The 13,070-nt window shown below is 38.9% G+C and carries 14 protein-coding genes; 6 read left to right on the forward strand and 8 right to left on the reverse strand.

Features of this window, described 5'->3' with window-relative positions; all coding sequences use genetic code 11:
* Positions 1 to 105 precede the first annotated feature (105 nt).
* The 3 genes from P256_RS10035 to P256_RS10045 are packed head-to-tail and all read left to right on the forward strand — an operon-like array spanning position 106 to position 2,598.
* Positions 106 to 1,527 (forward strand): leucyl aminopeptidase, encoded by a 1,422-nt coding sequence (locus P256_RS10035; protein WP_023273569.1) that lies wholly within the window; start codon positions 106 to 108, stop codon positions 1,525 to 1,527.
* On the forward strand, positions 1,527 to 1,934 hold the full coding sequence (locus P256_RS10040; protein ID WP_023273570.1) for a DNA polymerase III subunit chi: 408 nt from the start codon (positions 1,527 to 1,529) through the stop codon (positions 1,932 to 1,934). Before P256_RS10035 ends, P256_RS10040 begins: the two co-directional genes overlap by 1 nt.
* A 28-nt stretch (positions 1,935 to 1,962) precedes the next feature.
* Positions 1,963 to 2,598, forward strand: a complete 636-nt coding sequence (locus tag P256_RS10045; RefSeq protein ID WP_023273571.1) for a hypothetical protein — start codon at positions 1,963 to 1,965, stop codon at positions 2,596 to 2,598.
* A gap of 12 nt (positions 2,599 to 2,610) precedes the next feature.
* On the opposite strand, the gene P256_RS10050 is transcribed toward P256_RS10045, so the two are convergent.
* The 6 genes from P256_RS10050 to glnK all read right to left on the reverse strand — a co-directional run bounded on the left by P256_RS10050 (position 2,611) and on the right by glnK (position 8,041).
* Complete coding sequence (locus P256_RS10050; protein WP_023273572.1) at positions 2,611 to 3,270, reverse strand: riboflavin synthase; 660 nt, start codon at positions 3,268 to 3,270, stop codon at positions 2,611 to 2,613.
* A 13-nt stretch (positions 3,271 to 3,283) separates the two neighbouring features.
* Positions 3,284 to 4,582 carry a DNA adenine methylase gene (locus P256_RS10055; RefSeq protein ID WP_023273573.1) on the reverse strand — a complete coding sequence of 433 codons (1,299 nt, stop codon included), beginning with the start codon at positions 4,580 to 4,582 and terminating at the stop codon, positions 3,284 to 3,286.
* On the reverse strand, positions 4,579 to 5,670 hold the full coding sequence (ribD, locus tag P256_RS10060) for a bifunctional diaminohydroxyphosphoribosylaminopyrimidine deaminase/5-amino-6-(5-phosphoribosylamino)uracil reductase RibD (RefSeq protein ID WP_023273574.1): 1,092 nt from the start codon (positions 5,668 to 5,670) through the stop codon (positions 4,579 to 4,581). Before ribD ends, P256_RS10055 begins: the two co-directional genes overlap by 4 nt.
* On the reverse strand, positions 5,667 to 6,137 hold the full coding sequence (gene nrdR / locus P256_RS10065) for a transcriptional regulator NrdR (RefSeq protein ID WP_023273575.1): 471 nt from the start codon (positions 6,135 to 6,137) through the stop codon (positions 5,667 to 5,669). The genes ribD and nrdR overlap by 4 nt, the downstream gene beginning before the upstream one ends.
* 119 nt (positions 6,138 to 6,256) lie before the next feature.
* Positions 6,257 to 7,645 carry an ammonium transporter gene (locus tag P256_RS10070; protein ID WP_023273576.1) on the reverse strand — a complete coding sequence of 463 codons (1,389 nt, stop codon included), beginning with the start codon at positions 7,643 to 7,645 and terminating at the stop codon, positions 6,257 to 6,259.
* A 57-nt stretch (positions 7,646 to 7,702) separates the two neighbouring features.
* Complete coding sequence (gene glnK / locus P256_RS10075) at positions 7,703 to 8,041, reverse strand: P-II family nitrogen regulator (RefSeq protein ID WP_023273577.1); 339 nt, start codon at positions 8,039 to 8,041, stop codon at positions 7,703 to 7,705.
* A 220-nt stretch (positions 8,042 to 8,261) separates the two neighbouring features.
* Here glnK and P256_RS10080 point away from each other — a divergent pair, with 220 nt between their 5' ends.
* Both P256_RS10080 and P256_RS10085 read left to right on the forward strand, forming a co-directional pair.
* Positions 8,262 to 8,498, forward strand: a complete 237-nt coding sequence (locus P256_RS10080; protein ID WP_023273578.1) for an accessory factor UbiK family protein — start codon at positions 8,262 to 8,264, stop codon at positions 8,496 to 8,498.
* 50 nt (positions 8,499 to 8,548) lie between these two features.
* The gene (locus tag P256_RS10085; protein ID WP_023273579.1) at positions 8,549 to 10,039 is read left to right on the forward strand and encodes a YifB family Mg chelatase-like AAA ATPase; all 1,491 of its coding nucleotides are present in this window, start codon (positions 8,549 to 8,551) and stop codon (positions 10,037 to 10,039) included.
* Positions 10,040 to 10,084: 45 nt separating this feature from the next.
* Here P256_RS10085 and P256_RS10090 read toward each other — a convergent pair whose 3' ends face one another.
* Positions 10,085 to 10,873 carry a TorF family putative porin gene (locus P256_RS10090; protein WP_023273580.1) on the reverse strand — a complete coding sequence of 263 codons (789 nt, stop codon included), beginning with the start codon at positions 10,871 to 10,873 and terminating at the stop codon, positions 10,085 to 10,087.
* 326 nt (positions 10,874 to 11,199) lie between these two features.
* Here P256_RS10090 and P256_RS10095 point away from each other — a divergent pair, with 326 nt between their 5' ends.
* Positions 11,200 to 12,483: an OprD family outer membrane porin gene (locus tag P256_RS10095; protein ID WP_023273581.1), complete on the forward strand. Its 1,284-nt coding sequence runs from the start codon at positions 11,200 to 11,202 to the stop codon at positions 12,481 to 12,483.
* Positions 12,484 to 12,540: 57 nt separating this feature from the next.
* On the opposite strand, the gene ppa is transcribed toward P256_RS10095, so the two are convergent.
* Positions 12,541 to 13,065 carry an inorganic diphosphatase gene (gene ppa, locus P256_RS10100; protein WP_023273582.1) on the reverse strand — a complete coding sequence of 175 codons (525 nt, stop codon included), beginning with the start codon at positions 13,063 to 13,065 and terminating at the stop codon, positions 12,541 to 12,543.
* Positions 13,066 to 13,070 lie beyond the last annotated feature (5 nt).

Below are 13,070 nucleotides of genomic sequence, written 5' to 3' on the forward strand. Positions count from 1 at the left end.
TTGACTTTTAGTAAAAGCCTATATACCGCATAGGGCGAATTGGCTTAGTATGATGATAGAAGTCGTTCCAACAATTAACCCTCTATAACAAGGTTTTGCAAGCGTATGAAACTTACTTTAAAACAATCTCAAGATGCGCATTCAGTTCTATTCTCTCTTGTAAATGCACAAAGCATTGAGCAAGCGAATGTTGCATCACTCGAAAACTTCAATCACATCATTCAAAGTGCACAATTTAAAGCACAACTGAATGAAACACTACCGCTGATTGGGCATAGCCAAAGCTATCCAAGCATTACTTTAATCGGTTTGGACAATCCTTCAAACCTTACAGGCGGTAAAATAGCAAAAATTGCACAAAACATTATTAAACTTGCGCAAAAGAACTATTCTCAAATCACGCTCAATGTTGCAGCACTTCCTGAACAATATCATTATACATTTGCGCTTGCCTTAACGCAGGCTAACTATCATTTCGATGAATTTAAGTCGAACAAACATCAACAAGCATTAGAAACTATTCAACTTGAATCAAGTACACTTTCAGAACAACAATTAGAATTGATTCAAGCAATTCAAAATGGTCAAACTTTAGCGAGAGATTTAGGCAACCGTCCGGGTAATATTTGCTATCCAGAATATTTAGCAGAACTTGCTATTTCACTTGCTGAAGAATTCCCTGAACAATTAAAAGTGACTGTGCTTGATGAAGATGACATGGCAGAACTTGGCATGCATTCATTCCTTGCAGTTAGCAAAGGTTCTGAACGTCCGGGACGCATCATTACACTTGAATACAATGCACAGCGTGAAGAAGCACCTGTGGTACTTGTTGGGAAAGGCGTAACATTTGATACAGGTGGCATTTCACTCAAACCGGGTGCAGGTATGGATGAAATGAAGTTTGATATGTGTGGTGCTGCATCTGTATTTGGTACAATTCGTGCACTTTGTGAAGCCAAACTTCCAATTCACGTAGTCGGGACAATTGCAGCCGCTGAAAATATGCCATCAGGTAAAGCAACACGTCCGGGCGACATTGTAAAAACAATGGATGGTCAAACTGTAGAAATCTTAAATACAGATGCAGAAGGTCGTCTTGTACTTTGCGATACACTCACTTATGTAAAACGTTTCAACCCTGAGCTAGTCATTGATATTGCAACTTTAACAGGCGCATGTGTGGTTGCTTTAGGTAAAGTACTCAGTGGCTTATTTTCATCAGATGATGCACTTGTACACGACTTACAACAAGCAGGTGAAGAAAGTTTTGACCGTGTATGGCGCATGCCTGTGATTGATGACTACCAAGAACTGCTAGATTCTCCTTTTGCAGATATGGCAAATATTGGTGGCCCACAAGGTGGTTCTATTACTGCTGCATGTTTCTTACAACGTTTTACACGCGACTACCGTTGGGCGCATCTTGATATTGCAGGGACTGCTTGGCTTTCAGGTGCAAATAAAGGCGCAACAGGTCGCCCTGTTCCACTTCTAACCCAATTTATTGCAAACCGTGTTAAATAATGACAGCAATTAGCTTTTATCTTTTTGAAAAAAGCCCTGAACGACAAGTCCAAAGTGCTTGTCGTTTAGCACGTAAGCTTTTAAAAACAACACCAAAATTATGGTGGTATTGCCCATCTAAAGAATTACAACAGACTTTAGATGACCTATTATGGTCTTTTGATGAAACCAGTTTTATTACACACTCTATAGACGATACGACAGGGCAAGTTTGTATTTCATCAAGTTTACCCATAGAAGGTGAATGGATTATTTTTAATTTTAGTGAAAATATTATTTCGCTAACAGATACGTTTAAACACATTATTGAGATTGTTGAAAATACAGAAGCCTCTAAAATAATAGGCCGCGATAAATTTAAACAATATCGTCAACTTGGCATTGAACCAAGAACATTTAAACTATAAAAATTGTTTGGTATGAGGAGTTAAATTGGTGGCATTAGATATTGGTGAAGACTTTAAAACCCGTTGGTTAAATACACCGCAGGCTGCACGACAAACCTATATTGATGACCTCTCGCGCATCTGTGAGCTCCTCACGCCTGAAAGTAAAATAGAAGCATGGAAAACATCCGATGAAGCAGCACAAATAACCTCTAAACAACGTATTCAAGAAGCTTATGAAACACTGAAAGCTCAAATGATTGAAGATGCTCGCTGTCGTGAGCAAAAACGTCTAGAAAATAAAATACACCAACAAAGACAAGCTGAAGATGAATACCTCAAAAATTTACAGCTTGATGATCGTTTACAACAACAATCACAAGTAGAGCAACTTAAGTCTTTCCAAAGTCAGCTCATGCAGGAAACAAAAACATATAGCAACCGTTATCAGAAGATCAGTCTTGCTGCAAACTCACCGAAAGCAACAGATAAACCATTGCAGATAAATCATGTTCAACTTCAACAAATTATTGAAAACATTCAAGTCAGATTAGAGCTTGAAGCAGAAAGTCTCATTGAGCAAATTCAAAAATCAGTCGAAGGATTTAATCAAAATTTACAGCAAGCGGCTGAAGAAGAAGTAAAAATTTCCTTACAAGATACAAAGACAAAAAATTCGGCATAAAGCCGAATTTTTTTATTTTAAGAAGCCATTATTTGCAAGAAACTCCATACTAATATTAGACTCTTTTTGGGTAACTGCTGCACGATCCCCTAAAAGCAAACGCTCCATATAGCGTGCTAAAATATCTACTTCTAAATTCACAGCCGTACCCACTTGCCACGTTGAAATGTTCGTGCGCTCTGCGGTATGTGGAATCAGATTTAGACTGAGCACACAACCATTTAAATGGTTAATCGTCAGGCTAATCCCATCAACAGTAATAGAACCCTTCTCTGCCAAGTACTTTGCAATTTCTTTTGGTGCGGTTACTTCAAAATACAATGAACGTGCGTCATGACGCATCTGTGTAATCTCACCCATTGCATCAACATGACCACTGACAATATGACCACCAAAACGCGTTGTGGGTAACATCGCTTTTTCAATATTTAATGGCTGTCCAACTTTCCAACGTCCTAAAGTTGTACGGTCTAAGCTTTCACGTGAAACGTCAGCCGAATACCAGTTATCGCCCCACGCTGTTACCGTTAAACAAATACCATTGGTTGCAATTGAATCACCTAAGTGCACATCAGACATATCTATGTCTGTGCCTACTGTTAAGCGAATATCTCCACCCACACTTTGCAAGCTTTTTACTTGCCCAACACTTTCAATAATACCTGTAAACATGGTTATCTTCCTTTTACCACAATGCCAACTGAGAGCTTACACCTGTCGTATCCACACCACCTAACTCTGCATAATGGTAAAGCTGTCCAAGTAGCTGTCTCAGTGGTGGGCCAGATTTGGCTTTCGTATCTGTAATGACAATAAACTCAAGTACGCGTGCTCGTTCAGACTGACGCTGTTTGCTCACGCGATACCGTGGTACATCTTGTGTGAGTAACGTGACTTTGCCACGTTCTAAATTTGCTTTAAGCAAGTCAGTTGCCGAAATATTTCCATCTGTCGAATAACTCGTCAAGATAAAACGCGCATTTACCGTAGCAAGTAACTTTTCATAGGCTTCTTTGGCATATTTTGAAGAGTTATATAAGCTCGGACGTTCTTTGCGCCAAGCACGGTCTATACCACTTTTAAAACCTTTTGTATCTGGAGATGGTAAATCAGTTTGATCCCATAACGTGAGCGAATTTAAAACATGATAATTACTGCTATACGCATGTTGATTATACGGCGGATCCAAATAAGCCACATCGACTTCAAAATCGCTCATTTGATTTGCAAGGTGCTGCGCATCTACACACCACATTTCAGCAGCAGCCTGATTCGGGCGCCCAATCTCACAAAAGCGACTTGGCGTTAACCACAAAAGCGACTCAATACGTTCAAGTGCCGTCTGCGTTTTTCCACCCCAACCATGATGAAAACTCTTAAATACACCACTGGTATTGCTTACAAAACTTGCTGAATATAGAAGTGGTGCTAAAAGTGCACTCATTTCAACATCATCAATCGCACCCTCTGCCTGCCATGTTGCAATTTGCTGACGAATTGCATCAATACGCATGCCATTTCTACGTTTAAAGAACAAACGATCGCGCGCAGGATCATACTCTTCATCGTTACGTGGGCATAAATTATGTGTAACCCAACCTTTTGCTAAAGGTAAGCGGTTTAAATAATCAATTGCTTTTTGATAGCCACCCAACTCTTTAAAGGCAGGGGCTTCAACACAAGATAAAATTGCATGATTGAGCGCATGACTATAAGGTTCCCAGTCATTTGCAATAACACGATAACCATTTTGGCGTGCTAAGCGAGAAACAACACCACTGCCTGCAAAAAAATCGGCAAAAATGGGTGCACGCTTTTTCTTACCATCTGTATTCAGCGTTCCTGTCATTTCTAATGCTTCTAAAATTAGATGCAAAAGACGGCGTTTATTGCCTAAATAAGGAACCAATTGATGGAACAAGTATTCATCTGTTGTTCGGGCCGCATGTCGGCGTTTATGATAAACCGTTGTTTCTGAACTCATAATGACTCTTGTACTGGTATCAACCTGAAGCGGAAGTCATCACCCAACTGAGTAATATCTTTCACAGTAAAACGTTGTTGTTGCGACAACGATGAAAAATCCGCTTGGAACATTGCACGTGCAGACTGACCTAATAATGTTGGTGCAACGTAATGTATCATTTCATCGACCAATTGTTCAGTTAAAAAACTGGTCGAAAGTGTTGCACCTGTTTCAACAAGTACATCGTGAATACTGTACTTCTGCGCAATAATTTTTAATAAACTTTGCAAAGGTTGCACCTTAAATTGAAGTACACCTAAATCTGCCAACTCTTGACGATACGGCGCCATCACCCATGTATTTTGAGGGTTTTCTAAAATTTTAGCAGTTAAAGGCAAACGCCCTTGTCGATCCAATACAATTCTTTTGGGCTGTACAATTGCATCTAATTCAACATTTGATAACTGGCGGACATTCAATTGGCAATCATCTGCCAATACTGTTTCAATACCTGTAATCACAGCACCTGATATTGCACGCCAGTGTTGTACATCCTGACGTGCTTCTTGACCTGTAATCCACTTCGACTCACCTGAAGCCATTGCGGTACGACCATCTAAACTTGAAGCCACCTTTAATCTGACATATGGCAAACCTGTTGCCATTTTCTTCAAAAAGCCCTCATTGAGTACTCTTGCTTCATACTCACACAAACCCGTTTGAACCTGTATACCTGCTGCTTCTAAAATTGAAATGCCTTTACCTGCAACAAGCGGATTGGGGTCTGTATTGGCAATAAATACTTGCTTCACACCTGCTTTTACCAATGCCTCTGCACATGGTGGTGTCCGACCATAATGCGCACATGGTTCTAAAGTCACATAGGCCGTTGCACCATTTGCATGGCTTCCTGCTTCACGTAAAGCAAATACCTCTGCATGGGGTTGCCCAGCTTTTGGATGAAACCCTTGCCCAATGACTTCGCCATTTTTTACGATAACACAACCTACATTTGGGTTTGGCTTGGTTGAATAAATTGCTTTTTGCGCAAGTGCAATCGCTTGACGCATATATATTTGGTCTTGTTCTGAAAATAGATTGCTCATGATTCGCGCTCTTTCTGCATTTGTTGCATTTGCTCAATTTGTTTTCTAAATGCTTCAACATCTTGGAAATCTTGATACACAGAAGCAAAACGCACATAAGCTACATGATCTAATACAAATAAAGCTTTCATTACAATTTCACCAATTCGCAATGAGCTCACATCACGCTCACCTAAACGGCGCAATGTTTGTTGAATATCACTCAGAACGGCTTCAATTTTTTCTTGTGTGACGGGACGTTTTTGCAGCGCATGCATTAAAGAACGGCGAAGCTTAGCTTCATCAAATGGTTCATTTTTTCCATTCGATTTAATGACACGTGGCATTACCACTTCGTATGTTTCAAAAGTTGTAAAACGCTCACCACACCCAACGCACTCTCTGCGACGACGGATTTGGCGCCCTTCAGCCGCAAGCCGAGAGTCAATCACTTTACTGTCAGGAACATTACAAAATGGACAATGCATTCTAAATTCTATCTGCCAATTTATTTTTCTCTAGTGTATCAAAAAACTGACAGATACTAAATGTTGTGTCTAAAATAAAAAATAGCCCCATATAGAGGCTATTTTCATTAAAATTTTATTTATTCGATACGTTCGCCATGTTGGCTTAAATCGAGTCCCATACGTTCATCATCATGTGAAACACGAATACCAATAACCACATCAATGACTTTTAAAATAATGAATGTACATACAGCACTATAAGCAATTGTTGCGAGCACACCTTGGCTTTGTACCCATAATTGATGCGCCATATTTGTTGGTGCTTTATCGCCCATAATAAATGAACTTGCAAATACACCTGTTAAAATTGCACCTGCAATTCCACCAACTGCATGTAGACCAAAAGCATCAAGTGAGTCATCTACTTTCAAGAAGCGTTTGAGTGCTGTAGTTCCCCAGAAACAAATTACGCCACCAAGTAAACCCATAATAAGTGAACCTGCTACAGTGACATAACCAGCCGCAGGGGTAATTACCACAAGACCGGCTACACCACCAGAAGCGATACCAAGTACTGATGTTTTACCACGAACAAGTTTTTCAATTAAAGACCATGAAATTGCTGCTGCCGCTGCTGCTACTTGAGTTGTTACTAAAGCATAAGCTGCGCCACCATTTGCACCTAATGCTGAACCACCGTTAAAGCCAAACCAACCTACCCAAAGCAGTCCTGCACCAATTACTGTCAGTGTTAAATTATGTGGTGCCATTGATTCTTTACCAAAACCAACACGCTTACCTAACATATATGCTGCTACAAGACCTGCAACACCTGAGTTAATATGTACAACTGTGCCACCAGCAAAATCTAAAGCACCATCTGCTGCCAACCAACCACCGCCCCATACCCAATGGGCAATTGGTGCATAAACTACAATAATCCAAAGTGTTGTAAATGCAACGAATGCACCAAACTTCATCCGCTCAGCAACTGAACCACTAATAATGGCAACCGTAATAATGGCAAAAGTCATTTGAAAAATAACAAATAGAATTTCAGGAATCGTACCTTGTAAAGTATCTAGACCAATTCCTGAAAGCATCGCTTTACTAAAACCACCAATAAATGCATTGCCCGCATCAAATGCTAAGGTATACCCTACCGCAACCCATACAACACTCACTAATGCTGTCGCTATTAAACTATGTGCCATAATTCCAAGAACATTTTTCTTACGCACCATACCGCCGTAGAAAAGTGCAATACCTGGAATCGTCATCAATAATACCAAAGCTGTTGAGATAAGCACCCAAGCTGTATCCCCCGTATCTAGCTTAGATGTTGCCGTAGATGCTGGCGCAGGCTGAGGGGTCGGGGTTGAAACACTCGCCGCAACATTATTTGCTGTTACTTCAGATACTGCTGCCGAAGATGTTGGTGCAGATGCCGATGAACTATCCGCCCATATTGGTGCACTTGTTAAAAGTGCACTGGTTACCCCTAATGCCATTATGATTTTTTTCATATTCCCCCACCCATATTCATGCAAGTTACTCAGCTAATAGCAATCTTTATGCCAAATCTAAACAGCATCAGGGCCAGTTTCACCTGTACGGATACGGATAACTTGCTCCAAAGTGGTCACAAATATTTTACCGTCGCCAATTTTTCCTGTACTTGCAACACGAGTAATAGATTCAATCACGCTATCTACCATTTCATCACTAATTGCAATTTCAATTTTCACTTTTGGAAGAAAATCTACAACATATTCTGCACCACGATAAAGCTCTGTATGCCCTTTTTGGCGCCCGAACCCCTTAACTTCAGTGACAGTAATCCCCTGCACACCAATTTCAGAGAGTGCTTCACGAACATCATCTAACTTAAATGGTTTTACAATTGCTGTTACAAGCTTCATGTCTCATTCCTTCCGATTATTTGATTGTGTTTGATTTTTATGTTCAATTTTCATGCCAATACAACTTAATATTGGATGGGAATAAATATCTCGTAATATGTATGAAAATTTTTATGGCTAATCTATATTTTAAAACTTATTTTATACTTAATGAATGTTTAAGCGCGATTTAGCAGTGCTAAACTAACAACTTATTTTCAATTTTTTATTTTGGCATCTTATGATCGAACAACTTATTCAATCTATTTTATCTCAGATAGAACAACCCAAAGCCGATTTAGAACATAATTTGCGCGCACTATTAAGTGAAACTGTAAAAAAAATGGATTTGGTTTCTAAAGAGGAAATAGAACGTCATCAAATAGCTCTATCTCAGGCAAATATTAGAGTGGATGAACTTAGCCAGCAAGTTACTATCTTAGAACAAGCTATTCAAAACATCGAAGCACAAAAATAGTGCATAATCCAACAATACACATCCATTACTAAGCACCAAATTGGTTCAAAATGTCATTTGCTAAAATTTATACCCGTGGTGTGTTCGGTCTTGATGCACCAAGTATTGAAGTCGAAGTACATATCAGCCAAGGTCTACCATCTTTAACTATTGTCGGTCTGGCGGAAGCAGCCGTGCGTGAAAGTAAAGATCGAGTACGTTCAGCAATTATTAATAGTGGTTTTACCTTTCCAATCAAAAGATTAACCATTAATCTTGCACCCGCTGACCTTCCGAAAGAAGGGGCGCGACTCGATTTACCTATTGCCCTCGGCATACTCATTGCATCGGGACAAATACCCTCAATTCCCTCTGAAAATTATGAGTTTATTGGTGAATTATCTTTAGATGGTCAACTCCGAGCTGTTTCAAGCACACTCACCATTGCAATGGCATCTGAACAACAGCAACGTGCGCTCTTTTTACCATGCCACAATGCTGATGAAGCAAATCAATTAAGAAATTTAGAGGTATATCCAGCACAGTCTCTCAAAGAAGTATGCAATCACTTTTTAAATATTAATAAGCTTCAAAAACTTACTAAAACAAAATCTATCCTTTTTCAACAAGAAGATACCTTAGACCTCATCGATATTAAAGGGCAAAAAAGACCTCGCCGTGCTTTAGAAATTGCAGCCGCAGGTGGGCATTCGCTTCTCTTTAGAGGGCCTCCTGGCACAGGTAAAACAATGCTTGCCTCAAGGCTACCTAGTATTTTACCTCCATTGAAAGAAACTGAACGCTTACAAGTTGCAAGCATCTATTCTATTGCTAAGAAATCATATCAATTCGGTCATAGACCATTTCGAGCACCTCATCATAGCGCTTCGCATATTGCACTCGTTGGAGGAGGCTCATCTCCAAAACCTGGTGAAATTACGCTCGCACACTTAGGTGTTTTATTTTTAGATGAACTTCCTGAGTTTAATAGAAAAGTTATAGAGTCTCTCAGACAACCTATTGAAGAAAAAGAAGTTACTATTTCTAGAGCATCAAGCCAGATTACTTTTCCTGCTAGCTTTCAACTCATTACAGCGATGAATCCTTGCCCATGTGGTTATGCATTTCATGAAGATAATCGCTGTCAATGTACACCTACCATGATTAGAAACTATCAAAATAAAATATCTGGTCCTATGCTTGACCGTATAGACTTACACATTGATGTTCCTCCTTTATCTTCATACGACCTACAAACCACAATAGCTACAGAAAGCTCTGAGATAGTAAGAAACCGTGTTATCAAAGCGTATGAATTACAGCTAAGCAGACAAAATAAACCTAACTATATGCTTACACCACATGAGTTAGAAAAATATGCACCCCTTGATGATCACTGTAAAAAAATCATTAGTATTGCTCAAGAACGGCTTAGCTTATCGGCACGTAGCTATCACCGCATTTTACGCCTAGCACGTACAATCGCAGATTTAGCATCATCTAAGCATATTGCATCTATACACCTAAGCGAAGCACTCTCTTATCGTAGTCCCATGCAATAAAAAAGTGCCAAAAGGCACTTTTTTATTGCAATATTAATGACTTAATTAAAAAGTCTTTGTAAGACTAAACATTGCACCCGTATCTACGCCACGTTTTGCAACATGGTCATAACCCGCTGTATCAATATTTGTTCCAACTGCATCTAACTCAGCAGTTAAGCCATTAATAGATTTAACATTATATGTTACACCTGCTTTCCAATCGATGTAATTATCATCATTGCCGTATACAGCAATCTTATGATTGGCTTTGCTATAACCTACACTTGCAACCCCACCAAAACCTGTATCGGCAAATGGTACAGCGTACGCTAAATTAAAGTTCCAATTATTAATACGGTGACCTTCAGAATTTTTCGTCGAGTTTCCACCATAATTATTACTATAGGCAATACTTGGCGTAATACTGTCACCTTTTACAAACGCATCGGCAAAAGTAAGACGAGCATAAATTTCTGGATAGTTTAAGCCATGCCCACTCGGGTAATTATAATACGCAAGACCTGTATCTAATACTGGTTGTAGCGTACTTGAAAGTGGCAGTTTAGTCGTATAACCAATAGAAGGATCTAATTCTAAATGCGGAGATACCCCACCAAAGTCAACATTTGAAGAAAATACGCTGATATATACACCCGAATCATGCGCTAAAGTAAATGTACCTTGTAATGCAGGATCATTTTGTGTTTGTGTTTGACCACGGAAACGGTAGTCAGAAGTTAATGCAACATTTCCAGAAAAAGAAAGTCCATACTGTTGTAAACCATTATCTGCTGCATTTGCCACACTAGAAACAGCTAGAACACCTGTTACGAATAATAATTTATGAAACATATTTCCCCCTAAATACATACAAATGAAGATAGCTTAAATATAAGCAAATATTAAACCAAGGCTCATTGCCTACTTTAACAAAAATTTCATTATTATGAAATTTGGTATACTTTTTGCTAATTAATATTTAAGAATATACAGTGTATATTACCAATATAGACACATATATCTAAAAAAAATCATAGCAAATCCGTATTTTATATATGGCACATGGTAAATAAATTTGCAAAGACGGTTTTTTTTATTATAGATTAGTTGGTCTTTTGTTAACTCACTGTGTTTTGATTAGCTCCAAATTACAGTTACCTCATTGGGGAAATACATACATGCCAAAATTACACAAGAAACTTGCACTCGCACTTGTTGTACAAGCAACGCTTCTTTCAACTGCATACGCAAGTGAACAAAGTGACTCAAAAGGGTTCGTTGAAGACTCAAAAGGTTCTATCTTATTACGTAATGGTTGGATAAACCGTGACTTCACAACCAACGGTACATATAAAAGCTCATGGGGCCAAGGTGTTATTGGAAAGTTTGACTCAGGATTTACACAAGGAACTGTTGGTTTTGGTGTTGGCGCTTTAGGTGACTTTGCATTTAAGCTTGGCGATAACTCACATGCTGGCAACCAAATGCTCTACAAAGATGGACAAAAAGATATTTGGGCACGTGGTGGTGTCAATGTAAAAGCACGTATTTCAAATACTACTGTTGTTTACGGTACGCAGTTCTTACAATTGCCTGTACTTGCAAGTAATGACCTTCGTCTACTCCCTGAATACTACACAGGTACATTGGTTACAAGCCATGAAATTAAAGATTTAGAAGTTGTTTATGGTCATTTCACAAAAGATCAATACTCTAACCAAATTAACACTGATGGCAATCACTTAAAGCGTGCTGATGTTTGGGGTGCAAAATATCAATTCACCAAGGACTTACAAGGTTCATACTACGGTGCAGCATTCAAAAATGCCTTACAACGTCACTACTTAGATTTAAACTATAAGCTACCTCTTGCTGCCGATCGTTCATTAACATTTGATTTAAATGGTTATCATACTAAATATGATGCTAACTTAGACTCAGACAACTCTAAAGAGCGCATTCTTTCATTCCCTACAGGCGCATATAATACAGAGAAGAAAAACAATATTTGGGCTGTAGCTGCTACGTATAACCAAGGCCCTCATACAGGTATGCTTTCATACCAACAAAGTACTGGCAATGTTGGTTATGATTACAACATTGTGGGTGATGGCGGTGGTTCTATTGCGCTTCCAAACTCATATTTCTCTGACTTTAATGGGAACCATGAAAAATCCCTACAAGCGATGTACTCTTTAGACTTCGGTGCACTTGGTGTTCCTGGTTTAACTTGGACAACTGCTTATGTATATGGTTGGAATATCCATGTTCAAGACAAAACAGATAATGCCAAAGAACGTGAAATCTTTAACCAAGTCAAATATACCGTTCAAAATGGTTTTGCTAAAGATTTAAGCTTTAAAGTACGTAATTCAACATATCGTGCAAATGCAAGCTACAACGATTATGCAGGTAATACTAACGAATGGCGCTTATACTTAGAATATCCAATTAATTTCTAAGCCAACGTACTCAATAAAAAAGCCTTCATACGAAGGCTTTTTTATTATTTCAATATTTTATTTTGCTGCTGCAATTGCTTTTACAACTTCAGCTTTAGCAACGTCTGCACCTTCCCAACCAGAGATTTTCACCCATTTGCCAGGCTCTAAATCTTTATAGTGTGCAAAGAAATGTTCAATTTGGCTAATAAGCAGTTTTGGCAAATCTGTATATTCTTGGATATCTGTATAAAGTGCAGATAATTTTTCATGTGGAACTGCAACAAGTTTTGCATCAATACCACCATCGTCTTCCATGTTTAATTTACCAACAGGGCGACAACGAATGACTGAACCTGGTTCAACTGGATGCGGTGTTACAACCAATACGTCTAGAGGATCACCATCTTCAGAAAGTGTGTTTGGTACATAACCATAGTTCGCAGGGTAAAACATTGTTGTTGCCATAAAACGGTCTACAAACAATGCATCAGAATCTTTATCTACTTCATATTTAATTGGTGCAGCATTCGCTGGAATTTCAATGACAACATAAATATCATTTGGTGCATCTTTACCCGCAGGGATATTGCTATAGCTCATTTCAA

It is taken from the genome of Acinetobacter nectaris CIP 110549, assembly GCF_000488215.1.
GTDB lineage: Bacteria > Pseudomonadota > Gammaproteobacteria > Pseudomonadales > Moraxellaceae > Acinetobacter > Acinetobacter nectaris.

Coding starts and splice junctions, on each gene's coding strand:
- P256_RS10035 (WP_023273569.1), top strand. CDS start 106: ATGAAACTTACTTTAAAACAATCTCAAGATGCGCATTCAGTTCTATTC.
- P256_RS10040 (WP_023273570.1), top strand. CDS start 1,527: ATGACAGCAATTAGCTTTTATCTTTTTGAAAAAAGCCCTGAACGACAA.
- P256_RS10050 (WP_023273572.1), bottom strand. CDS start 3,270: ATGTTTACAGGTATTATTGAAAGTGTTGGGCAAGTAAAAAGCTTGCAA.
- P256_RS10055 (WP_023273573.1), bottom strand. CDS start 4,582: ATGAGTTCAGAAACAACGGTTTATCATAAACGCCGACATGCGGCCCGA.
- ribD (WP_023273574.1), bottom strand. CDS start 5,670: ATGAGCAATCTATTTTCAGAACAAGACCAAATATATATGCGTCAAGCG.
- nrdR (WP_023273575.1), bottom strand. CDS start 6,137: ATGCATTGTCCATTTTGTAATGTTCCTGACAGTAAAGTGATTGACTCT.
- P256_RS10070 (WP_023273576.1), bottom strand. CDS start 7,645: ATGAAAAAAATCATAATGGCATTAGGGGTAACCAGTGCACTTTTAACA.
- glnK (WP_023273577.1), bottom strand. CDS start 8,041: ATGAAGCTTGTAACAGCAATTGTAAAACCATTTAAGTTAGATGATGTT.
- P256_RS10080 (WP_023273578.1), top strand. CDS start 8,262: ATGATCGAACAACTTATTCAATCTATTTTATCTCAGATAGAACAACCC.
- P256_RS10085 (WP_023273579.1), top strand. CDS start 8,549: ATGTCATTTGCTAAAATTTATACCCGTGGTGTGTTCGGTCTTGATGCA.
- P256_RS10090 (WP_023273580.1), bottom strand. CDS start 10,873: ATGTTTCATAAATTATTATTCGTAACAGGTGTTCTAGCTGTTTCTAGT.
- P256_RS10095 (WP_023273581.1), top strand. CDS start 11,200: ATGCCAAAATTACACAAGAAACTTGCACTCGCACTTGTTGTACAAGCA.
- ppa (WP_023273582.1), bottom strand. CDS start 13,065: ATGAGCTATAGCAATATCCCTGCGGGTAAAGATGCACCAAATGATATT.